The following is a 23,086-nucleotide window of genomic DNA, read 5'->3' as shown; positions in this document are numbered from 1 at the left end:
TCTGGAACCACAGGCGCTTGGCGCAGTTTGTGCTTTGACTTAGAGGTCAACAAATCACGACGCAAAATAGCGTCACAGGGAGCAGGCATGCTGGAAAAGCTGTTTCAACTCAAGGCACACAACACCAACGTGCGCACCGAGATCCTCGCGGGCATCACGACATTCCTGGCCATGGCCTACATCCTGTTCGTCAACCCGAGCATCCTCGGCGAGACCGGCATGGACAAGGGCGCAGTATTTGTCGCGACCTGCCTGGCGGCCGCCATCGGTTCGACCGTGATGGGCCTGATCGCCAACTACCCGATCGCACTGGCGCCGGGCATGGGCCTCAATGCCTTCTTTACCTACACCGTGGTCCTGCACATGGGCCATACCTGGCAGGTTGCGCTGGGCGCGGTGTTCATATCGGCGGTGCTGTTCTTCCTGCTGTCGATCTTCCGCATCCGTGAGTGGATCATCAACAGCATCCCGCTGCCCCTGCGCTCGGCAATTGCCGCCGGTATCGGCCTGTTCCTGGCGCTGATCGCCCTGCACAACGCCGGCATCGTGGTCAGCAACCCGGCCACCATGGTCGGCCTGGGCGACCTCAAGCAACCGGCGCCGATCCTCGCCACCCTCGGTTTCGCGCTGATCGTGGCGCTGGAAGCCCTGGCCGTGCGCGGTGCAGTGCTGATCGGCATCCTGGCGGTGACCATCGTGTCCATCGTCATGGGCTTCACTCCGTTCGGCGGCGTGACCTCGATGCCGCCATCGCTGGCCCCGACTTTCCTGCAGCTGGATATCAAAGGCGCACTGGACATCGGCCTGGTCAGCGTGATCTTCGCCTTCCTGTTCGTCGACCTGTTCGACAACTCCGGCACCCTGATCGGCGTCGCCAAGCGCGCCGGCCTGATGGGCAAGGACGGCCACATGCCGAAGATGGGCCGCGCCCTGATCGCCGACAGCACCGCCGCCATGGCCGGTTCGTTGCTGGGCACGTCGACCACCACCAGCTATATAGAATCCGCCGCCGGCGTGAGTGCCGGTGGCCGTACCGGTCTGACGGCGATCGTGGTTGCGATCCTGTTCCTGCTGGCGCTGTTCTTCTCGCCACTGGCGGCCAGCGTTCCCGCGTTCGCCACCGCGCCGGCACTGCTGTTCGTCGCCGTGCTGATGACCTCGGGCCTGGCCGAAATCGACTGGGATGACATTACCGTTGCAGCGCCGGTGGTGATCACCGCCCTGGCGATGCCCTTCACTTACTCCATCGCCAACGGCATCGCCTTCGGTTTCATCGCCTGGACCGCCATCAAGCTGCTTTCGGGCCGCTACCGTGAGCTGAACCCGGCACTGGTGATTCTGTCGATTCTGTTTGTGATCAAGCTGGGCTGGTTCAACGCATGACTTTTGACGCCGCACGCTACACCGCTCAACTGCAAGACAAGGTCACGCGCTTGCGTGACCTGCTGGCACCGTTCGACGCGCCCGAGCCACAGGTCTTCGATTCGCCGCTGCAGCACTTTCGCCTGCGCGCGGAGTTCCGCCTGTGGCGCGAAGGCGGTGAACGCCACTACGCGATGTTCTCCCAGGACGACAAACGCACGCCGATCCTGATCGAAGAATTCCCCATCGCCAGCCAGCGCATCAACCAGTTGATGCCGCAGCTCAAGGCCGCCTGGCAAGCCAGTGCTGCGCTGAGCCACAAGCTGTTCCAGGTGGAGTTCCTCACCACCTTGGCCGGCGACGCAATGATCACCCTGTGCTATCACCGCCCGCTGGACGAGCATTGGCACACCGCCGCGAACCAGCTGGCTGCCGACTTGAACGTGAGCATCATCGGCCGTTCGAAAGGCAAGCGCGATGTGATCGGCCATGACTATGTGGTGGAAAAGCTCGAGGTCGGCGGTCGCACGTTCAGCTACCGCCAGCCTGAAGGCGCGTTCACCCAGCCCAACGGCACGGTGAACCAGAAGATGCTCAACTGGGCGTACGAAGCCTTGGGCGATCGCCCGGATGATTTGCTCGAGTTGTACTGCGGCAACGGCAATTTCACCCTGCCCCTGGCAACCCGCGTGCGCAAAGTGCTGGCCACCGAAATCAGCAAGACCTCGGTGAATGCCGCGCTGAGCAACCTTGATGAAAACGCGGTGGATAACGTCACGCTGGTGCGCCTGTCTGCCGAGGAACTCACCGAGGCGCTCAACGAAGTGCGCCCGTTCCGGCGCCTGCACGGCATCGACCTGAAGAGCTACGAATTCGGCAGCGTGTTCGTCGACCCGCCCCGTGCCGGCATGGACCCGGACACCTGCGAACTGACCCGGCGTTTCGACAACATCCTGTACATCTCCTGCAACCCAGAGACCCTGGCGGCGAACATCGCGCAACTGCATGACACCCACCGCATCACCAAGTGCGCCCTGTTTGACCAGTTCCCGTGGACGCACCATATGGAATCCGGCGTGCTGCTGACCCGCCGATAAGTCGGCAGGACAGCGTAGATCGCCTGTGGGGGGTTGGTTTGCCTATGGGGGGGTGTCAGTTGATAGATGTGTTGACTGAGCCACCGCCTTCGCGGGCAAGCCCGCTCCCACAGGGGTGTGCATTTCAAGGCAAAGGTGGGGGCTGGCTTGCCTGCTATGGCGGAGGGTCAGTTGGTACATGGGTTGGCTGAACCACCGCCTTCGCTGCCTCGCTCTGGCTCGAGAGCTCCCACATCCGAGCAACAGGTTCGAGCTGCATGCAATCGCACAGCGCACACATATCCCCTGTGGGAGCTGGCTTGCCTGCGAAGGCGGAGGGTCCGTTGGTATATGGGTTGAATGACACAACGCTTTCGCGAGCCCGCTCCCACAGGGGCTTGCATTTCAAGGCAAAGGTGGGGGCTGGCTTGATTGCGATGACTCAGGGTCAGTTGGTATATGGGTTGGCTGAACCACCGCCATCGCTGCCTCGCTCTGGCTCGAGAGCTCCCACATCCGAGCAGCAGGTTCGAGCTACATGCAATCGCACAGCGCACACATATCCCCTGTGGGAGCTGGCTTGCCTGCGATGGCGGAGGGTCAGTCGGTATATCTGTTGACTGACACAACGCTTTCGCGAGCCCGCTCCCACAGGGGGCATGCATTTCAAGGCAAAGGTGGCGGCTGGAAATACCCTGCCAACGCCTGCAAGTCCTGCTCGTTGAGCAACCCTGCGTAATACTTCAATTGAATCCGCGCCAGCAGATACGCATGCCGTGCGTTCGCCAGGTCGCGGCGGGCGGTGTAAAGCTGTTGTTCGGCGTCGAGCACGTCGAGGTTGACGCGCTCGCCGCCGCTGACGCTCTTTTGGGTCGCGGTGACCAAGGCGGTGGCGGAGCTGACGGCCATTTCGTAAGCACGCACTTTCGCCGCGCCGCTGGTGTTGAGGTTGAACTGCTTGCGCAGCTCCACCAGGGTCGCCGAGGTTTGCGCATCCAGTTCGTATTGGGCCTGGGACAGTTGGTGCGCCGCCTGGCGGGTGGACGCCGACACGCCGCCACCGGCGAACAGCGGCAGGCTGACCTGGATGCCGACACTGTTGGTGTCGTACTTCTGGTTGTAGCTGCTTTCGGAGTCGGAGCTGGTCTGGCGGCTGCTGGCGTAGAGGCTGACCTTGGGCATGTGGCCGGCGCGTTTGCGCTCTACTTCATATTCGGCAACGTCCAACGCGTGATGCTGGGACTTCAGCTCCGGGTTGTTGGCCATCGCCAGTTCGCGCCAGGTGTCGAAACGGTTGGGCTCCAGCGGCGGAATCGCGAACTGGCGAGCCAGCGGTGCCAGTTCTTCGATCTGCAACGGTTGACCGACGATGGCTTCCAGCTCGCGCAGGGCACTGTCCTGGGTGTCCAGCGCCTCGATTTCCTCGGCCTGGGCCAGGCTCAGGCGGGCCTGGGTTTCCAGCACGTCGGTGCGCGTGCCTTCCCCGCCCTTGAGCAGGCGATCATTGAGTTGCAGGCGTTCGGCAAACGCGCGTTTCTGTGCGCGGCTCAGCTCGATACGCTCCTGGGCCAGCAACGCCTGGCTGTAGGCACTGAGTACGCGCACCGCGAGTTCCTGGCTCTTGCCGCGAAACCGTTCATCGGCCATCAGCGCCTGGGCAGTGCCCTGGCGAAAGCGCGCATAGGCTTCGTAATCCAGCAGCGGTTGCTGCAAGGTCAGGGTCGACGCATAGCTGCGGTAATCGCGGTCGCTGGTGACATTGCCCACGGCGGTGCTCTGGGTCACTTCGGATTCATTGCGCGAATTGTTATAGCTCCAGGACAGGTTCGGCAGCAGCCCGGCGCGGCTGATCGCACGATTCTCCTCGCCGGCCTCGCGCTCCTGGATCGCGGCCTGGAAGGTCGGGTCATTGCGCAGGGCCAGGTCGTACGCATCCAACAAACCCAGGGCCTGCGCCGCCGGTGCGCAACTGAAACACAGGGTGAACAACAACGCCTTCATTCTTCCACCAGGGCCATGTGGGTGCGATCCAGCAACGGTTTGAACAGGTAGTTGAGCATCGAGCGCTCACCGGTCTTGACGAAGGTTTCCACCGGCATGCCGGGGCGGATCTGCACGCCGTCCAGTTGCTGCATGCCGGCCGCGCTGACCTGCGCGCGCAGCGTGTAGTAAGGCTCGTCGGTGCGCTCATCGACCTGGCGATCCGCCGACACCAGCGTGACCTCGCCGGCCACCCGTGGCGTGGTGGATTGGTTGAAGGCCGAGAACATCAACTCCACCGGCAAGCCGGGGTGCACCTTGTCGACCATCTGCACCGGCACTCGCGCCTCCACCAGCAGCGGCTCGCCCTGGGGCACGATGTCCATCAATGCCTGGCCAGGCTTGATCACCCCGCCTTCGGTAAACACATCCAGGCCGACCACTACACCGCTCGCGGGCGCACGCACCAGGCTGTTGGCCAGCTCAAACTCGGCCGAGGCCAGGCGATTGCGCAGGTCATCACTGCGAGTACGGGTATCGGCTAATTGGCCGCGCAGGTCTTTCTGGAAGTCTTCACCGAGCTGGCGGATGCGCAGGCGCAGCTCCAGGACCTGGCGCTGCAATTGGCCAATACGGCCGTAGTCCTCGGCGATGGTGCCGTCGATCTGGGCATACAGGCGCTCGCTGTCGAGCAGGCGATTGCGCGGGATGTAACCGTCGCGCGCCAACTCGCGCAGGCCCTGCAGTTGCTCGCTCAGCGCTGCACGTTGCTGGACCTTGCTGGCCTGCGAGTCACGCGTGCCACGCAGCTGCGCCTCGATCCCGGCGATGGTTTCGCGCAGGCCTTGCTGCTCGGTCGCCAGCGCCTGGGCGCGACTGCTGAACAGCTGGCGTTGCAGGTCCAGGGTGTTGGCAGCCTCGGGATCGTCAAGCAGCTCGGGGCCAAAGGTGACCGCCGCCAACCCTTCGCTTTCCGCACTCAAGCGCGCTTCGCTGGCCAGGGACGCAAGGTACTGGCTGCGCAGGGACTGCATCTGCCCACGCAACGGGGTTTCCTTCAAACGCAGCAGCACCTGGCCGGCGTTGACCACATCACCGTCGCGCACTTCGATGCGTTCGACGATACCGCCCGCCGGATGCTGCACCGTCTTGCGATGGCCCGAGACCATGACCTTGCCCGGCACCGCCACGCCCTTGTCCAACGGCGCCAATGCCGCCCAACCGAGGAAACCGGCGAAGCCACCCAGCACCAGCCACCAGCCCAGGCGCGAGTATTTTTTGTCATCCAGCGCCAGCACATTGTTCGGCTGATCACTGACCAACACCGGTTTACTGCTGCTCATGCCTGTTTTCCTTCACCGAGGCGGTAACTCATGCTCATGGTCGACACCGGCTTGGGCGCCGCAGGTTTCTGCCGCGCTTCCAGCACCCGCGCCGTCGGGCCAAAGGCTTGCAACTGGCCGTCCTTGAGGATCAACAGCTGATCGGTCAGCGTCAGCACGTTGGGCTTGTGGGTAATCAGGATCAGCGTGCGGCGCTGCTGCTTGAGCTGGGTGATCGCCTGCAGCAGGGCCTGCTCGCCCACCTCGTCGAGATTGGCGTTGGGCTCATCCAGCACGATCAGCGCGGGCAAGCCGTACAGCGCGCGGGCCAGGGCCACTCGCTGTTTCTGGCCACCGGACAGGCCGGCACCGCCCTCCCCCAGAGGGGTGTCGTAGCCCTGGGGCAGTTGCAGGATCAAGTCATGCACGCCCGCCATTTGTGCGGCGGCGAGGACTTTGTCGGCGTCCACCGCCTCAAAACGCGCGATGTTTTGCGCGATGCTGCCGGCGAACAGCTGGATGTCCTGGGGCAGGTAACCGATGTGCGGACCCAGTTGCTGCTTGTCCCAGTGACTCAGGTCGGCGCCGTCCAGCCGCACCTTGCCGGCCAGCGGCGCCCAGGCCCCCACCAGCACCCGCGCCAGGGTGGACTTGCCGCACCCCGACGGGCCGATCACGCCGAGCACTTCGCCTGCCGGCAGGTTGAAGCCAAGGTTGGCCAGCGCCGGGCGCCGACTGCCTGGAGCGCAGGCGCTGATCTGCTCGACACTCAGTTGCCCCTTGGGCACCGGCAAGCTCATGCGCTCGGGGCGCGCCGGGTTGGCCTTAAGCATCTGCGACAGGCGCTCGTAGGCCAGGCGCGCCGAGCCCCATTGCTTCCAGACGCCAATCAGTTGGTCGATGGGGCTCAGCACGCGGCCCATCAGGATCGACCCGGCAATCATCATCCCCGGCGTGATCTCGCCCTGCACCGCCAGCAACGCGCCGAGGCCCAGCACCAGCGACTGCAACGCCAGGCGCACGCCCTTGGACCAGGCTGTGACGGCAGCGGTCTTTTCACTGGCCAGGTTCTGCTGCGCAAGAAACGCCTGGTGCTGGCGGAACCAACGCCCGCGCAAGGTGGCGAGCATGCCCATGGCCTCGATGGTGTCGGCATTGCGCAGGTTCGCCGTGGCCTGCTGGCTGGCGCTGATCGACAGTTGGCTGGCCAGGGCCATCGGCGCCTGGCTGACGCGGTGGTTGAGCCAGGCCAGCACGATCAGCATCACCGCACCGCCCAGGGCCAGCAGGCCGAGCCAGGGGTGGAACAGGAAAATCACCAACAGGTACACCGGAAACCACGGCGCATCGAAAAACGCGAACAGCGCCTGGCCAGTGGCGAACTGGCGCAGGGTGGTCAGGTCATGCAGCGCCTGCCCCGCCGCCTGGGTGCCGCCCTTGAGTTGCGCTTCGAACGCGGCGTCGTACACCCGCTGGTTCAGACGCATGTCCATCTGCGTGCCGAGGCGGATCACCACCTGGCTACGCACCCACTCCAATGCGCCCATCAGGCCGAACAGGCCGAGGATCATCAGCGTCAGCATGAGCAGGGTCATCTGATTGCCCGAGGCCAGCACCCGGTCGTACACCTGCAGCATGTACAGCGCCGGGGCCAGCATCAGCAGGTTGATCACCGCCGAGAACAGGCCGATGTTGAAGAAGCCACTTTTATAAGCCGCGAGGGCGGCCAGGGTTTCGTTGCCGGCGTGGCGCATCTGGGGATTCTCAAAGGGTTGAGCGGGCAGCGTCGTTGCGTTGACAGGCCATGCGACGCTGCGCAGAATTCGGCACCGCCGTCGCTTGAAGAGTTAGAAGGCTTGGCGACAGCGGTGTAATGCGGCGAATGGGAGAGCGATCTTCCATTCGCTTTTTTCATGGCATCAGGCTGCCAGGGCGAAGTCCTGAGGCACATCCTGAACGCCCACCAGCGCCACATCGGCAGCGGCGACCGACGCCGAGTCGACATGAGCAACACCGGCAGCCGCCAGTTGATCGAAGGTGGAGTTGACCGACAGGCTTGGGTCGATGTCCTTGAGCAGGGAGTCGATCGCCGAGGCCAGTGCCGTGCTGTCGCCGCTCATCAGGCCGTAGATGATCTGGTGCACCTGGCCGTCACGGCCCTCGGACTGCAGGCTCGACAGGCCCAGGTTGGTGAAGCTGACTTCCTGCTCGGTGAGGGTGTAGCCACCGCTGCTGGCGCCGCCCGACAGGATAGTGCCCAGGTTCAGGGAGTCGATCGAACCCCACAGGGTGTGCGACGGCGGGTTGAACAAGGTGTAGTGCAGGTCACCGTTGGCGACCACCGCCGCGTTGCTGACCGTGCTCGACACACCATATTGGGTGCCGTCGAACGGGCCAGGATTGAAACCACCGGTGTTCGAACCTTCTTTGACCGAACCTTCGCGGTGGTTCAGGTCACCAAAGTAAGCGGACCAGTCGCTCAGGTACTCGGCAACCGTGTTGGCGGCATAGGTCGTGCTGTATGAAATAGAAATGCTCATGCAAAACTCCAAGTCATGGGGTGGTATCTCCACAGCAAGCCAGTGCCTGCTGTGGTTTTGCCCGTCACTGGGCAAAATCGGTCAGAACTGGTATTCAACGGTGCCCTGCAACGTGCGCCCACGCCCGAGGGTAAAGGCCAACACGTCGCCCAGCGGCACCAGATAGGCGCGGTCGGTGACGTTTTCCATGGCCAGTCGCAGGGTCAGTTGGTCGGTGGCGCGGTAGCTGCTGTAAAGGTCGTAGACGGTGTAGGGCTTCCAGTCGGCCGGATAAACGCCGGTTTGCGACGTGGTCACGCCGACGCCGCCTTTTACGTAGTAACCGCCGCTGTAGCGGGCGCGAACGCCCACATCCAATTTGCGCTCGAAGAAGCGTGCACCCAGCGTCGCGGTGCCGCGGTCCATCGGCATGTGTTCGGAGGAGCCCAGGATTGCGCTGCAGCTCTGCCCCGCATTGGCCACGTCGTCCGGCACCATCGCGTCTACAGGTGCACGGCTACCCGGGCCTTTCTGGATCTTGGTGACACCGCCCAGCCATGCGGTCTTGCTGCAGAACTTGTTGCTGCCGAGCATCCGTGTGTAGTTGAACTGGCCATAGGCAAACCCGGCGTCGTAGTCCAACTGGTATTCGAGACCGCGAAAACGCGTGGTCTCCAGGTTGTTCACATACGCCGCATTGCCGATATTGGCGATGCCATAACCGGGCGGCTGCACGCCCAGGGCCATGTAGGAGAAGTCGTCGACGCGGGTGTTGAAGTAGGACACCTTCATGCCCACGCGGTCATCGGCGAACACCAGGTCTTCCTTCAGCACGTTGAAGCCGACTTCCCAGGCGGTAGACGTCTCCGGTTTCAAGAAGGGATTGGGGAAAATCGACTCCGAGCCCCCGCCATGGGGCCGGCCGCTGACCAGGCTTTCGGTGACTGCCGGCGGGCGCCAGCCCTTGCCGTACGTGGCGAAGAGTTGCAACCAATCCACGCCAGGCTTGATCGACAGGCCGAAGGTCGGCGAGAAATGCCCCTCTTCCCGGTCCACGTCGTAGGTCATGGGCAAGCCGACCTGCCGGGTGGTGCCAATGATGAAGGTACGCGTGTTCAAGCCGGTTTCGCCGCGCAGCCGATAGCGGTCGTAACGCAAGCCGGCATTGAGGCTCAGCCAGTTGTCATAGTCGTAATCCAGGCGCGCGAACAGGCTGCCGAGTGCCCGGTCCCCCTCGGGGGTGATGCTTTCCGCTGCAGAAGCGGTCACCGCCGAGCCTGCCTCCACCATTTGGTTGGAGTCCGGGCGGACTTTGTCGTAGAAGAACTCCAGCCCATAGTTGGCCTTGAGCACGGACAGCTCGCCCAAGGCAAAGGTCGAGATGTTCTGGGCCTGCAAACCGTAGGTGTTGGTCTGGTAGGTGACCTCGTACCCCTTGCTGCTGCCACGGGTCAGAGTGCTCTGGTCATTGCGGGTATCGACGTAGTAGAGCTTGGCCTTGAAATCGATCAGCGGGTTGTCCGGCGTATAGCTGTAGTCCAGCGCGAAGTTCTGCGCCGTGACATTGCTGCTGCCGAGCTTTTCCCATAACTGGGCTTTTTCGGCGGTCATCATGTTCACGTCGTCGTAGCCAACCTCGGTGGTCAGGTAGCTCAGTTGCAAGCGCTGGTCCACCGGCAGATTGATACCGAGCTTGAGCAGGCGCGAACGCATCACCGAGCCCGAATAAGCGACGGGGGTGTTCTTGATCCGTTCCTGACTGTTCGGCAGGAAGGAGCTGCCGGTGCGCAGATCGCCGATGCTGCCTTGGGTGCCAGGTTTGTAATCACCGAGGTGGCGCTCACTGGCGGCCACCAGCATGTCCCACACGTCGGTCCCCACGGCAAACGCCGAACTGCCGATAAAGTGCGTGCCGTTGCTGCGCCCGCCCAGCCCCGTGGTGAGACGAATGCGCCCGCCGATTTCCTTGCCGTCCTTGAGCAGGTCAGCCGCCTCCACGGTACGGAAATTGGCAACCCCGCCAATCACGCCCGCACCGCCCATGGTGGAGGTAGCGCCCTTTTCGATGACGACTTCGGACAACAACTCCGGGTCGACATACAGGGTGCCATTGCGTTGCTGGTGACCACTTTGCTGATAGTTCTGGCGCATGCCGTCGACCGACATGTTGACGCGGCCGTAGTCCTGGATCCCGCGAATATTCACCGACAGGCCAGGGTCCTGCTGACTGACCGCCGAGTAGACGCCTGGCGCCTCCTCAAGCATTTCGGCGGCATGGCGCGGCGGGTTGCGATCCAGCTGTTCACGCCCGACCACACTGACCGAGCGTGGCGAGGAGTACACCCAATCCTGGGCGTGCTGGCCGGTGATGGTGGTGGTTGCCAGCGACAATGCCGGGGTGCTCGGCTGCTCGACGCGGGTCAGGGTGACCTGGCGCTCGCCGGTAAAGCGGTAGTCCACCGGGGCGGCGCCGAGCAGGCGGCCAAGGCCTTCCTGTACCCCGAAGCTGCCCTGCAGCGCGGTGCTGTTCAAGCCTTGCAGGCGCTGGCTGTCGAACAACACCTGCAGGCCGGCCTGATCGGCGAAGGCCAATACCGCACTGCCAAGCGCTTGCGCGGGAATATTGAACGTCAGCACTGCAGGCTGGGCCGCTGCCACTTGCGGCTGTGCGGCGAACACCGGCGCCGCTGCCGCGAACAGGCCCAGGTGAATGGCCAGGGCTAACCGGCTACCGGTGACACGCCCCTTGTTGAGTGCTGACATTTGTGTTTTTCCCTGCGTAAGCGTTTTTGTTTATGCGAATGCTTCTCACCTAGCAAGACGTGCGACGCGCAGGAAGTCAGTAAGATTTTTTTCAAAGTTTTTAAATGAGGGGGATTGGCAGGCAAAGACACGCGCAGGAGCCGGCTTGCCGGCGATGGCGTGGGAAAGATCTCGCGGGCGCCACCACCAGCAGGGCGTTAATAGATCAGGCTGAGGCCTGCCAGGTCCAGGCGTTGCACTTGCAATTCCTGAGTCAGGGTACCGAGGGCGGTGTCGAGCATGTCGAGGCGGAAGACCCCGCTGACTTCGCGATCGCCCAGGTCCGCACTGGTCAAAACCACGCGCCCCGGGCGGTAGCGGTTGAGTGTTTCGATGACTTTGGCCAAGGGCTGGCGATCAAAGATCAACACGCCGCGACGCCAACTGGTGGCGCGCTCTACATTGAACTGATCCAGGGGCACGATGCCTTCCTGGGGGCTGTAGCGCGCCGCCTGGCCTTCCTGGAGCACACGGTCGCTGGGGCCTTTTTTCGGCGAGGCTTGCAAGGACACCGCAACGCTGTGCTGCAACACGCCCACCCAGGCCTGGCTGCTTTCCTCGCGGTCCACCACAAACCGCGTACCCAACGCGCGGGTCTGCCCGCCGGCGCTTTGCACCACGAATGGCCGGGTCTCCTTGCCGACCATCGGCGCCACATCGAAGATCGCCGAGCCCTGGAGCAGGCTGATGCGCCGTTGCACGCCGTCGTAATCCAGGCGAATCGCACTGGCGGAATCCAGCTCCACCGTGCTGCCATCGGCCAGGTGCACGGTGCGCACCTCGCCTTTCTGGGTGACATAGTCGGCCTGCAGGCGTAGCCAGGCTTCCGGCCCGCGCACCCAGCCGACACCCGCCGCCACCACGACCAGCGCGACGGCCGCCGCCCGCTGCCACGGCCTTCGCCGCGACGACCGGCGCACCGGCAGCACCGCCGCAGAGGGGCGCTGGCGGTGTACCGCCTCATCCTTATGCACCTCGCCCAACGCCGCCCAGGTCTGCTCGGCAAAGCGCAGCGCCGCTTCGTGGCGACTGTCACAGGCGATCCAATGGCGCAGCTCGGCCTGCTCCTGGTCGGTCAGGGCACCGGCGTGCAGGCGCACCGCCCACTCGGCGGCCACCTCGGTAATGCTGTGCTGTTGCGGACCCTGGCTATTCACGTGTGAATCTCGAATTTTTCGTTATATAACGCTGTGACGACTGACCTGGCGTTTTTCGGTAATTCATTCGTCGGATGGCGCCACCTCGCCGTCCTGCAGGCGCTGCATCACGTAGGCCAAGGCCTTGGCCAGATGCTTTTGCACGGAGCTATCGGAGATGTCCAGGTGCCGGGCAACCTGGGCGTGGGTCATGCCCTCGATGCGGTTCAGGCGGAAAATCTGCTGGGTGCGCTCCGGCAACTCCGCCAGTGCCTGCTTCAATGCCTGTCGCTGTTGCTGCGCCATTGCCTGAGCCTCCAACCCGGCCACTTCATCTTCAATCTCGGCCAGCGCCTCGTGGGGCACGGAGTCGGTCTTGCGCCGCGCTTCCTGGCGAATATGGTCGATCAGCAGATTGCTCGCCGTTCGATAGAGATAGCCCTGGGAGTTGTCGATGCGCTCGCCGGCCGGCTTTTCCGCCAGGCGCAGGAAGCTCTCCTGCACCAGGTCCGCGGCCAACTGCGGGTCCCGTACCTTGCGCGCCAGATACCCGCGCAGGGTATCGGCGTGCTTGAGAAACAGGCCTTTGAGATCCACGTCCGACAAACCGACTCCCTGGAATGTTAAGGAAACAGGCGGGCATCTTAAGCGTTGTCGAGAATGATTTTCAATTGATATCTAATCTGATCCGTCGCGCCTCAAGGTCTGATTAACGGTTCGGTAATCGAACACATCCGCTGCCATCAATTGACCAAATTAACCATCCAGTACATTTTATCCGCACAACTAACAATAAGTGTGGAGACACCCCTTATGCCGCCCATCGTGCTGGTGCTCAACGGCCCCAACCTCAACCTGCTCGGCACCCGCGAGCCGACCACCTATGGCCATGAAACCCTCGCCGATGTCGCCGCCCTGTGTGGCCGCAGCGCTGAGCAACTGGGGCTGAAAATCGAATTTCGCCAGACCAACCACGAAGGCGAGCTGCTGGACTGGATCCACGGCGCCCGCGCCCGCTGCGCCGGGATCGTGATCAACCCGGCAGCCTGGACCCACACGTCAGTGGCGATTCGCGACGCGCTGGTGGCCAGTGAAGTACCGGTGATCGAAGTGCATTTATCCAACGTGCATGCACGCGAGGCGTTTCGGCATCACTCGTTTGTGTCGCCTATCGCCAAGGCCGTGCTTGCCGGGTTCGGCAGCCATGGCTACCACTTGGCCCTGGAGCATTTCAGCCAGTTGCTGAAGGGATCGACGCAATGAAACCGCGCATCCTCGCCGGCCTGATCGGCGCCGGCATCCAGGCTTCCCGTACGCCGGCCATGCATGAGCACGAAGGTGACGCCCAAGGCTTGCGCTACCTGTATCGGCTGATCGACCTGGAACCGCTGAAGCTGGACCTCAACGCCCTGCCCGACTTGCTCGATGCCGCCGAGCTGATGCACTTCACCGGCCTGAACATTACCTACCCGTGCAAGCAGGCGATCCTGCCCTTGCTCGATGAATTATCCGACGAGGCCCGCGGCATTGGGGCGGTCAATACGGTGGTGTTCAAGGACGGCAAACGCATCGGCCACAACACCGACTGCCTGGGCTTTGCCGAAGGGTTTCGGCGAAACCTGAGTGATGTTGCCCGCCAGCGCGTAGTGCAAATGGGCGCCGGCGGCGCGGGTGCGGCAGTGGCCCACGCGCTGCTGGCCGAAGGCGTGGAGCAATTGAGTGTGTTCGATGTGGACGCCAGCCGCGCCCGCGACCTTGTGGATAACCTCACGCAGCACTTCGGCGCCGGTCGCGCCCAAGTCGGCCATCACCTGGAAAACGCCATGGCCGAAGCGGATGGCCTGGTCAACACCACACCCATGGGCATGGCCAAGCTACCGGGCACACCGGTGCCCGCTGCGCTGCTGCGAGCGCAACTGTGGGTGGCAGAAATTGTGTATTTCCCCCTGGAAACCGAGCTGCTGCGCGACGCCCGCGCCTTGGGTTGCCGCACCCTGGATGGCGGCAACATGGCAGTGTTTCAAGCGGTCAAGGCGTTTGAATTGTTCAGCGGCAAGGTGCCGGATGCGCAGCGCATGCTGGCGCACTTTCAGCGCATGAATAGCTGACTGTCGAAACACGATCAACTGTAGGAGCCGGCTTGCCGGGGATAGCGGTTTGCCAGCCGATAGCTGTCTACCCGACACACCGCCATCGCGGGCAAGCCCGGCTCCCACAGTTTTGATCGCTGTTCGGGCTTGGGATTCGGGGTGCTGCACCGGCATCTGAGCGGGCGGTACACACCCGGTTCCAACCTTGAAATACATCCCAAAGGTGGGAGCGGGCTTGCTCGCGAAGGCGCCAGATCAGTCACCCCCTGCAGCGACTGACCCACCGCTTTCGCGAGCAAGCCCGCTCCCACAGCTTTGATCGCTGTTCGGGCTTGGGATTCGGGGGGCTGCACCGGCATTTAAGCGGGCGGTACAACTCGGCTCTAATCTTGAAATACATCCCAAAGGTGGGAGCGGGCTTGCCCGCGAAGGCGCCAGATCAGTCACCCTCTTCAGCCACTGACCCACCGCTTTCGCGAGCAAGCCCGCTCCCACAGTTTTGATCGCTGTTCGGGCTTGGGATTCGGGGGGCTGCACCGGCATCTGAGCGGGAGGCAGAACTCGGCTCCAACCTTGAAATACACCCCAAATGTGGGAGCGGACTTGCTCGCGAAGGCGCCAGATCAGTCACCTCCTGCAGCGACTGACCCACCGCTTTCGCGAGCAAGCCCGCTCCCACAGTTTTGATCGCTGTTCGGGCTTGGGATTGGGGGTACTGCGGCATTTGAGCGGGCGGTACACACCCGGGTCCAACCTTGAAATACATCCCAAAGGTGGGAGCGGGCTTGCCCGCGAAGGCGCCAGATCAGTCACCTCCTGCAGCGACTGACCCACCGCTTTCGCGAGCAAGCCCACAGGGACTGCATTCCTTCCCGAATATCGCGCGTACTCAGACCTGCAAGTACCGCATCACCGAATCGCAAATCATCTCGCGATGCCGCTGTTTGATCGCCTCATCCGACAGTTCGATCTGAAAAATCTCACTGAACGTATGTCGGTTGGACACGCGGTAAAAGCTGAATGAGTTGATCAGCAAATGCACGTCCAGCGGGTTCAGCCCTTGGCGGAACACGCCCAACTCTGCCCCCCGCTGCAAGGTGGCGCCCAGCCCTTCGAGGATGTTGCTGTTCATCGCCTTGATCGAATCGGAGCGCTTCACGTATTCGGCGTTGTTGATGTTTTCGATGCTGACGATGCGCACGAAATCCACGTTCTGGTCGTGGTGATCAAAGGTGAACTCCACCAGCCGGCGGATTGCTTCGCGCGGTTCCAGCGCGGTGAGGTTCATCCGCGTTTCGGTGTTGCGGATATCGCCGTAGAGCTTCTCCAGCACCTCGACGTACAACTGCTCCTTGCTGCCGAAGTAGTAATAGATCATGCGTTTGGAGGTGTGGATGCGCTCGGCGATCGCATCCACGCGAGCGCCGGACAGGCCCTGCTGGACAAACTCGACGATGGCTTCCTGGAGAATGTTTTCGCGGGTCTTTTCCGGATTGTTCTTGCGACTCTTGCGCGGTGCGTCTGACACCGCGGGGAGTTCGGGACTCGAGGTCATGGTGCGCTCACGGCCATTGTTATGCAGGCAGTGATTATGGGCCGCGGCGCTCCCCGAAGGAAGCACCTGGCCCGCCGTCATAAGCGTGCCTGACGCACTGCACCGCTGCGCGATTTAGCCATCGCCGCCAGGCGCACCGCCACGTTGGCCGCGCCATAGCCGGCATAGCCGTTCTTGCGCTGGATGATCTCGAAGAAAAACCGCCCCTCGAACGGTTCGGTGTACACGTGAAACAACTCACCGCCCTGCGCGTCGCGGTCGTACAGCACGTTGTAGTACGCCAGTTCGCTGAGGAACTCGTCGTCAAAATCGAAACGTGCGGCGAGGTCGTCGTAATAGTTCAGCGGAATATCCAGCAGCGGCACCCCGGCCTCTTTCGCGCGGCGTACCTCGGCGAAAATGTCCGCACAGTCGAAGGCAATGTGGTGCACGCCCGAGCCGCGATAGCTCGACAGGGCGTGGGAAATCGCGGTATTGCGGTTCTCGGAGATATTCAGCGGCAGGCGAATCGAGCTGCAGCGGCTGCGCAGTGCGCGACTTTTCACCAGGCCATACGGGTCGGGCAGCACCACTTCGTCATCGGCTTCGAAATCCAGCAGGCTTTTGTAGAACAGCACCCAACTGTCGAGGCTGTCGGCCGGCAGCGCCATGGCCATATGGTCGATGCGCAGCAAGCCACCGCTGGCGGCAGTGGCCGGTTGCAGGTTGAAGTCGGTGTCGTAGAGACCGCCCTCGCTCGGGTCCACCAGGTAAATCAGGCTGCCATCCGGCGCGCGCACGGCGGCCAGTTCCAGCTCGTTCGGGCCCACGAGGCCGCGATAGGGCTGGCCCTTGTAGGCCACTGCCCGCTGCAGGGCCTTGGCGCTGTCCTTGACCCGAATCGCCGTGGCACACAACGACGGTCCATGGGCTTCGAAAAAGTTATGCGCGAAGGAATACGGTTCGCAATTGAGGATCAGGTTGATATCGCCCTGGCGCAACAGGCTGACACTCTTGGACCGGTGCTGGCCGGCCTTAACGAACCCCAGGCGCTCCAGCCAGTGAGTCAGCTTGGCGCCGAGGCTTTCATCCACCGCAAACTCGAGGAACTCGATGCCGTCGTATTCGCTGGCCGCCGGGGTTTCGAAAAGGATCTCCACCGGCACCGCAGGTTGCTCCTGCGCCAGGCGCTGGCGGGTCTTCTCCTCCAGGTACAGCAGCGACCGCAAGCCATCCGCCGCATTCGCGCGAGTGGGCGCGGCGCGGAAGCCGTCGTTGAAAATCTCCAGGGACAACGGCCCGGTGTAGCCGCTTTTTATGATCGGTGCGAGAAACCCCGCCAGGTCGAATTCGCCTTGGCCGGGGAAGCAGCGGAAATGCCGGCTCCACTCCAGCACGTCCATGGCCAGGATCGGCGCGTCGGCCATCTGTACAAAGAAAATCTTGTCGCCGGGAATCTCGGCGATGCCACTCGGGTCGCCCTTCAGCGACAAGGTGTGAAAGCTGTCGAGCAATACGCCGAGGCTGGGGTGGTCAATCTGGCGGACCAGGTTCCACACCTGCTGCCAGGTGTTCACGTGCTTGCCCCAGGCCAGCGCTTCATAGCCGATGCGCAAGCCACGCCGGCCAGCGTGTTCGGCCAGCAGGCTCAAGTCATCCAGCAGGATGCGTTCATCGCCGACGCAATCGGCCGAGGCATTGCTGCACACCAGCACCAGGTCGGTGCCCAGTTCCTGCATCAAGTCGAATTTGCGCTCGGCGCGCTCCAGGTTGCGCGCCAGGCGGTCGCGGCGGCAGCCTTCAAAGTCGCGAAAGGGCTGGAAGAGGGTGATGGCAATGCCCAGGTCGGCACACATTTGCCTAACTTCCCGAGGACTGCCGTCGTAATACAGCAGATCGTTTTCGAAGATTTCTACGCCATCAAACCCGGCAGCCGCGATGGCTTCGAGTTTTTCCGGCAGGGTTCCGCTCAAGGAAACGGTGGCAATAGAGCGTTGCATGGGGCGACTCCCGGCATTTGAGGCTCGTCTTATTTACGGCAAATTATTCGCCGCTAAACTGTTCACAGCAATTGAAATGTACGAACCGGTTAGTTTTCAGTGCGATTATCGAACACAATGGCTGTTGACGAATTGACGATTTTTTAACCGCTGCGCACCATCGATTCCGTATCAAGACCCAGAACACACCATAAAAATTTCAAAAAACGGGTACGACCTCATGCCTTCGCAAAACTCCGTCCTGGCCGCGCGCCCGGGCAACCCGCACGCCGGCATCGGCGACAAGATTCGCGGCGCCCTGGCCGTGGGTAAAACTCGCTGGGGCATGCTGGCCCTGGTGTTCTTCGCCACCACCCTCAACTACATCGATCGCGCCGCCCTGGGCGTGATGCAGCCAATCCTTGCCAAGGAGATGAGCTGGACGGCGATGGACTACGCCAATATCAACTTCTGGTTCCAGGTCGGCTACGCCATCGGCTTTGTGCTGCAAGGGCGCTTGATCGACCGCGTCGGCGTGAAGCGTGTGTTCTTCTGCGCGGTGCTGCTGTGGAGCCTGGCCACCGGCGCCCACGGCCTGGCGACCTCGGCCGTCGGCTTTATGGTCTGCCGCTTTATCCTCGGGCTGACCGAAGCCGCCAACTACCCGGCCTGCGTCAAGACCACCCGCCTGTGGTTCCCGGCCGGTGAGCGCGCGGTGGCCACCGGCATCTTCAACGCCGGCACCAACGTCGGCGCGATGATGACGCCGATGCTGCTGCCGTTGATCCTGCACGTGTGGGGCTGGCAGGCGGCGTTCCTGTGCATGTCGGCACTCGGCGGGATCTGGCTGCTGTTCTGGGGCTTGAAGTACTACAACCCGGAAGACCATCCGACGGTTAAACAGTCCGAACTGGACTACGTGCAACAGGAAGTCGAGCCGGAACAACCGCGCGTGCCGTTCAGCCGCATCCTGCGCATGCGCGGCACCTGGGCCTTCGCCCTCGCCTACTCGATGACCGCGCCGGTGTTCTGGTTCTACCTGTATTGGCTGCCGCCGTTCCTGAACCAGCAATACAACCTGGGCATCAACGTGACGCAGATGGGCATCCCGCTGATCATCATCTATCTGACCGCCGACTTCGGCAGTGTGGGTGGGGGGATTCTCTCGTCGTTCCTGATCGGCCGCGGGATGAACTCGATCAAGGCGCGGTTGCTGTCGATGCTGCTGTTTGCCTGCTGCATCGTCGGCGTGATCATGGCGGCCGGCTCCAGCCAGCTGTGGGTCGCGGTGTTTGCCATCTCCCTGGCCATCGGCGCGCATCAGGCCTGGACCGCGAATATCTGGAGCCTGGTGATGGACTACACGCCCAAGCACATGATGAGCACGGTGTTCGGCTTTGGCGGGATGTGCGCGGCCATCGGCGGCATGTTCATGACCCAGATCGTCGGGCATATCCTCACGGTGACCAACAACAACTACACGGTGTTGTTCACCCTGATCCCGGCGATGTACTTCATTGCGCTGACCTGGATGTACTTCATGGCGCCGCGCAAGATTCCCACCGTAGACGTCTGATCACCTGCGCCGCTGCTGCCAGGCAGCGGCCAAGCCGCTCATGCAAATCACCCCGATGCCGACCACCGTGGTCACATCGGGGGTATGGCTGAACACCAGCCAGCCCAACAACCCCGCAAAGACGATCTGGCAATAGCCGAACGGCGCCAGCAAGGCCGGCGCCGCAAAGCGGAACGCCTGGGTCAGCATCAAGTGGGCGGTCATCCCGCAGGTGCCCAGCGCCAGCATCAACGCACCATGCCACAGCGTCGGAACCTGCCAGAAGAACGGCACCAGCGCACTCATCACCAGGGTATTGCACAGCCCGGCAAAGAAGTTGCTGGTGGTGGGCGTGTCGTATTGGCTGAGGATGCGCGTGAGCAATTGGTAAAAGCAGAAGAACAGCGCCGAACACAGCGGCAGCAGCACCGCCGGGGTGAACAGCTCGCCACCGGGGTGGATGATGATCAGTACCCCGACAAACCCGCAGATCACCGCCAGCCACTGGCCTCGGGTCACGTGCTCGCCGAGCAGCGGCACCGAGAGTGCGGTCACCAGGATCGGCGCGAGGAAGTTCACCGCCGTGGCTTCCGCCAGCGGGATGTAATGCAGCGCCGCAGTGAAAAACAAACTCGTGCCCAACAGGCACAACGCCCGCACCACCTGCATCCCCGGCCGCTTGCTGCGCAGCACGCGCAAGCCGGATTGCGGCAGGAAAATCCCGGCCATCAACACGGTATGCACCAGGTACCGCGCCCACACCACCATCACGATCGGGTAGAACCCGGCCAGGTATTTGGACAACGCGTCGTGGCTGGAAAACAGGAACGTCGCCAGCACAATCAGCAGGATGCCTTTGAAAGGATGGTTGACGCCGGAAAGGGGGGTGCTGACAGTCATTGAATTCTCTTGCGTGGCGAGCTGAACGCGGTGGCACTCAACCCGGTAATCTAGCAGCCGGGCATGCGTCTGCCCCCAGAGCATAACCAAACACCGTGCGAACAGCGCACTAAATCACGGGATTCGAGTCCAACGCTGCACCTCAGTCCCAGCGTTGCACACTTTTTAACCAAGGCCTTGCTGCTATGAAAAAAACCCTCTTTATTCTTTCTGCCCTCGCCCTGCTGACCGCCTGCAACCAGGAGTCCAAGGAGGCACCCAAGCCTGCGCCACCGTCTGTGCAAGCCACGCTGGTGCCCGAAACCCCGCCCACCGATAAGTGGGTCGGCAAGTGGATCGGCGTCGAAGGCCTGAACCTGACCATCGCCAAGGACGACAGCGTCGGCCGTGGTCACTACATCCTCACCATGCAATACGGCCTCGACGCCGACGACTCTGGCACCTTCAAAGGTGAAGCCGCCGAAGACGGCATCGCCTTCACGCGCCCCGACGGGCCGCAACTGCTGCGCGCCGGCAACGGCGAGGCCACCGGGCTGAAATGGCTGGCGGAGAAAAAGGACTGCCTGGTGGTTGATAGCGGTGAAGGCTACTGCCGCGATTGAGCCGCCCAACCTGACACAACTTTCATCTGGCGCCCCTGCCAGCACGGGCTGAGAGCAGCGATACTACGCAGCTCTCGAACCTGTCGGACAGCCGGGCTGGCGCCATTCCCACGCACCAACAACACTGTTTCAGAGTTCATCGAGAGGATTGCCCCATGCTATGGAAAAAAGGCCGACGCAGCGACAACGTGGTGGATGCCCGCGATGACAGTGGCGGCGGCGGTGGCGGCATGCGGTTTGGTGGCGGCAAGGGCCTGAGCCTGACGGCAATTGTGCTGATCGTCGGCATCGGTTGGTTGACCGGCCAGGACCCGCTGCAGATCCTCGGCCAGTTGACCGGCCAGATGGAACAGGCGCCCTCGGTGAGCACGCAGCCACGCCAGGTACCGCCGACCAACGACGAGCAAGCGGACTTTGTGCGCGCGGTGCTGGGTGATACCGAAGACACCTGGGCCCAGGTCTTTCAGGAAAATGGCCTGGCCTATAAGAATCCGAAACTGATTCTGTTCCGCGGTCGGGTCAATTCGGCCTGCGGTGGCGCCACCTCGGCCAGCGGCCCGTTCTATTGCCCGGCCGACCAACAGGTGTACCTGGACCTGGATTTCTTCCGGGAGATGTCCCAACGCTTCAAGGCCGCCGGTGATTTCGCCCAGGCCTACGTGATCGCCCACGAAGTCGGGCACCACGTGCAGACGCTGCTCGGCATCTCGGCCAAGATCCAGGCCGCGCGCCAGCAGGGCCGGCAACTGCAAGGCGATGGCGGCCTGCTGGTACGCCAGGAACTGCAGGCCGACTGTTTCGCCGGGGTCTGGGCCAACCGCGCGCAAAAGCGCCTGAACTGGCTGGAGCCTGGCGATATTGAAGAAGCACTGAATGCGGCCAACGCCATCGGCGATGACCGTTTGCAGCAACAGGGTCAAGGGCGCGTCGTGCCGGACTCGTTTACCCACGGGACCTCGGCGCAGCGGGTTCGCTGGTTCAAGACCGGCTTTGCCCAGGGCCAGATCACTCAATGCGACACTTTTACCGCCAAGAGTCTTTAGATGAATAAACGATTGGGATTGCTGCTGGGCTTGTTGATTACCTGTTCCTCATCCACCTGGGCCGCCGAGAAAGAACATGGGGTCAAGGTGGTCAGTCCCGATCGTTTTCACCTGGATGCCGGCGACCTCAGCCTGGGCTTGAGCCAGGACTGGCGCCAGCCGCTGCCCCAGGTCACCCGCGCGCTGATCATCGTGCACGGCCGCCTGCGCAATGCGCAGACCTACCTGCAAAGCGGTGAAGACGCCGCCGAGCACGCGGGCCAGGCGACCAATACGCTGGTGATTGCGCCGCAGTTTCTGAATGAGTCCGACATCAAGCGCAACCACCTGGACAACCAGGTGCTGCGCTGGAACGGCAACGACTGGATGGCCGGCGAGCCATCCGTCGGCCCAGGCCAGGTCAGTTCCTACGGTGCCCTGGATCAGATCATCAAGCACCTGGGCAATCGCAAGCTGTTCCCGGCGCTGAAAGAGATCGTCGTCGCCGGCCATTCCGGCGGTGGCCAAGTGGTCCAGCGGTTTGCCCTGACCGGCCACGACCACCCGATGCTGCAGACCGAAGGCATCAGCCTGCGTTACGTGGTCGCCAACCCATCGTCCTACGCGTACTTCACGCCACAGCGTCCGGTGAAGTTCGACACCGCCAGTTGCCCAGGCTTCAACGACTGGAAATACGGCATGCAAAACTTGCCGGATTACGCCAAGGGCCAGAGCGCCGAGCAGCTTGAGCAGGCCTACGTGTCACGCAACATCACCTACCTGCTGGGCCAACAGGACACCGACCCGAACCACCCGGCGCTGGATAAAAGCTGCGCCGCCGAGACCCAAGGCGCGTATCGCCTGATTCGCGGGCACAACTATTTTGACTACCTCAAGCAGCGGCACCCGCAGTTGAGCCAGAAACTGGTGGAAGTGCCGGGCGTTGGGCATAACGGCGACGGCATGTTTACCTCGCCTGAAGGCCAGAAAGTACTCTTCCAATAACCCCACATCCCTGTAGGAACCGGCTTGCCGGCGATGGTGGTGGGTCAGCCAACCCCTCTATCGCCCATGCGGCCGCCTTCGCAGCCTCGCGGGGCTCGACAACTCCCACAGGGGATCGCGGGGTGGGCTGTGAGATCTGTGGCGAGCGATTTTCTACCTGACAACCACGGTCAAAATGTGGGAGCTGGCTTGCCTGCGAAAG

Annotated in this window: 18 protein-coding genes; 8 read left to right on the top strand and 10 right to left on the bottom strand. The window is 62.7% G+C overall.

Features of this window, described 5'->3' with window-relative positions; translation table 11 throughout:
• Window positions 1-87 precede the first annotated feature (87 nt).
• Both AC07SI_RS13475 and trmA read left to right on the top strand, forming a co-directional pair.
• The gene (locus AC07SI_RS13475) at window positions 88-1,383 is read left to right on the top strand and encodes an NCS2 family permease (RefSeq protein ID WP_034100857.1); all 1,296 of its coding nucleotides are present in this window, start codon (window positions 88-90) and stop codon (window positions 1,381-1,383) included.
• Window positions 1,380-2,459, top strand: coding sequence for a tRNA (uridine(54)-C5)-methyltransferase TrmA (trmA, locus tag AC07SI_RS13470; RefSeq protein ID WP_065910173.1), 1,080 nt, complete (start codon window positions 1,380-1,382; stop codon window positions 2,457-2,459). Before AC07SI_RS13475 ends, trmA begins: the two co-directional genes overlap by 4 nt.
• Window positions 2,460-3,104: 645 nt before the next feature.
• On the opposite strand, the gene AC07SI_RS13465 is transcribed toward trmA, so the two are convergent.
• The 7 genes from AC07SI_RS13465 to AC07SI_RS13435 all read right to left on the bottom strand — a co-directional run bounded on the left by AC07SI_RS13465 (window position 3,105) and on the right by AC07SI_RS13435 (window position 12,803).
• Window positions 3,105-4,439 (bottom strand): TolC family outer membrane protein, encoded by a 1,335-nt coding sequence (locus tag AC07SI_RS13465; protein WP_106802571.1) that lies wholly within the window; start codon window positions 4,437-4,439, stop codon window positions 3,105-3,107.
• On the bottom strand, window positions 4,436-5,761 hold the full coding sequence (locus AC07SI_RS13460) for an HlyD family type I secretion periplasmic adaptor subunit (RefSeq protein ID WP_065910166.1): 1,326 nt from the start codon (window positions 5,759-5,761) through the stop codon (window positions 4,436-4,438). Before AC07SI_RS13460 ends, AC07SI_RS13465 begins: the two co-directional genes overlap by 4 nt.
• Window positions 5,758-7,494, bottom strand: a complete 1,737-nt coding sequence (locus tag AC07SI_RS13455; RefSeq protein ID WP_495005856.1) for a type I secretion system permease/ATPase — start codon at window positions 7,492-7,494, stop codon at window positions 5,758-5,760. Before AC07SI_RS13455 ends, AC07SI_RS13460 begins: the two co-directional genes overlap by 4 nt.
• Window positions 7,495-7,659: 165 nt before the next feature.
• Window positions 7,660-8,280 (bottom strand): heme acquisition protein HasA, encoded by a 621-nt coding sequence (locus AC07SI_RS13450; protein WP_065910164.1) that lies wholly within the window; start codon window positions 8,278-8,280, stop codon window positions 7,660-7,662.
• A gap of 81 nt (window positions 8,281-8,361) precedes the next feature.
• Window positions 8,362-11,022, bottom strand: coding sequence for a TonB-dependent receptor (locus AC07SI_RS13445; RefSeq protein WP_495005855.1), 2,661 nt, complete (start codon window positions 11,020-11,022; stop codon window positions 8,362-8,364).
• A gap of 197 nt (window positions 11,023-11,219) precedes the next feature.
• Window positions 11,220-12,218, bottom strand: a complete 999-nt coding sequence (locus AC07SI_RS13440) for a FecR family protein (RefSeq protein ID WP_495005854.1) — start codon at window positions 12,216-12,218, stop codon at window positions 11,220-11,222.
• A 63-nt stretch (window positions 12,219-12,281) separates the two neighbouring features.
• Complete coding sequence (locus AC07SI_RS13435; RefSeq protein WP_028618031.1) at window positions 12,282-12,803, bottom strand: RNA polymerase sigma factor; 522 nt, start codon at window positions 12,801-12,803, stop codon at window positions 12,282-12,284.
• A gap of 207 nt (window positions 12,804-13,010) precedes the next feature.
• Here AC07SI_RS13435 and aroQ point away from each other — a divergent pair, with 207 nt between their 5' ends.
• Together aroQ and AC07SI_RS13425 are read left to right on the top strand one after the other, a co-directional pair.
• Window positions 13,011-13,460, top strand: coding sequence for a type II 3-dehydroquinate dehydratase (gene aroQ, locus AC07SI_RS13430; RefSeq protein ID WP_065910157.1), 450 nt, complete (start codon window positions 13,011-13,013; stop codon window positions 13,458-13,460).
• A complete protein-coding gene (locus AC07SI_RS13425; RefSeq protein WP_495005853.1) occupies window positions 13,457-14,305 on the top strand; it encodes a shikimate dehydrogenase in 849 nt (282 codons plus the stop codon). The genes aroQ and AC07SI_RS13425 overlap by 4 nt, the downstream gene beginning before the upstream one ends.
• An 871-nt stretch (window positions 14,306-15,176) precedes the next feature.
• Here the strand turns inward: AC07SI_RS13425 and AC07SI_RS13420 are convergent.
• Window positions 15,177-15,842: a TetR/AcrR family transcriptional regulator gene (locus AC07SI_RS13420; protein WP_495005852.1), complete on the bottom strand. Its 666-nt coding sequence runs from the start codon at window positions 15,840-15,842 to the stop codon at window positions 15,177-15,179.
• A gap of 77 nt (window positions 15,843-15,919) precedes the next feature.
• Complete coding sequence (gene quiC / locus AC07SI_RS13415; protein WP_106802562.1) at window positions 15,920-17,821, bottom strand: 3-dehydroshikimate dehydratase QuiC; 1,902 nt, start codon at window positions 17,819-17,821, stop codon at window positions 15,920-15,922.
• A 220-nt stretch (window positions 17,822-18,041) separates the two neighbouring features.
• Between quiC and AC07SI_RS13410 the strand changes: the two genes are divergently transcribed.
• Window positions 18,042-19,376, top strand: a complete 1,335-nt coding sequence (locus AC07SI_RS13410) for an MFS transporter (protein ID WP_065910151.1) — start codon at window positions 18,042-18,044, stop codon at window positions 19,374-19,376.
• Here AC07SI_RS13410 and AC07SI_RS13405 read toward each other — a convergent pair whose 3' ends face one another.
• A complete protein-coding gene (locus tag AC07SI_RS13405; protein ID WP_065910150.1) occupies window positions 19,377-20,255 on the bottom strand; it encodes a DMT family transporter in 879 nt (292 codons plus the stop codon). It lies immediately after the preceding gene.
• Window positions 20,256-20,440: 185 nt separating this feature from the next.
• On the opposite strand from AC07SI_RS13405, the gene AC07SI_RS13400 reads away from it, so the two are divergent.
• The 3 genes from AC07SI_RS13400 (at window position 20,441) to AC07SI_RS13390 (ending at window position 22,884) form a co-directional block, all read left to right on the top strand.
• Window positions 20,441-20,857: a membrane lipoprotein lipid attachment site-containing protein gene (locus AC07SI_RS13400; RefSeq protein ID WP_065910149.1), complete on the top strand. Its 417-nt coding sequence runs from the start codon at window positions 20,441-20,443 to the stop codon at window positions 20,855-20,857.
• Window positions 20,858-21,012: 155 nt separating this feature from the next.
• Window positions 21,013-21,900 (top strand): KPN_02809 family neutral zinc metallopeptidase, encoded by an 888-nt coding sequence (gene ypfJ, locus AC07SI_RS13395; RefSeq protein ID WP_495005851.1) that lies wholly within the window; start codon window positions 21,013-21,015, stop codon window positions 21,898-21,900.
• A complete protein-coding gene (locus AC07SI_RS13390; protein WP_201145942.1) occupies window positions 21,901-22,884 on the top strand; it encodes an alpha/beta hydrolase in 984 nt (327 codons plus the stop codon). It abuts the gene before it with no gap.
• Window positions 22,885-23,086: the final 202 nt, after the last annotated feature.

It is taken from the genome of Pseudomonas sp. GW821-FHT05D12, assembly GCF_059419825.1.
The sequence above is the reverse complement of the archived record's forward strand: the minus strand, read 5'-3'. Positions and strand labels throughout refer to the sequence as shown.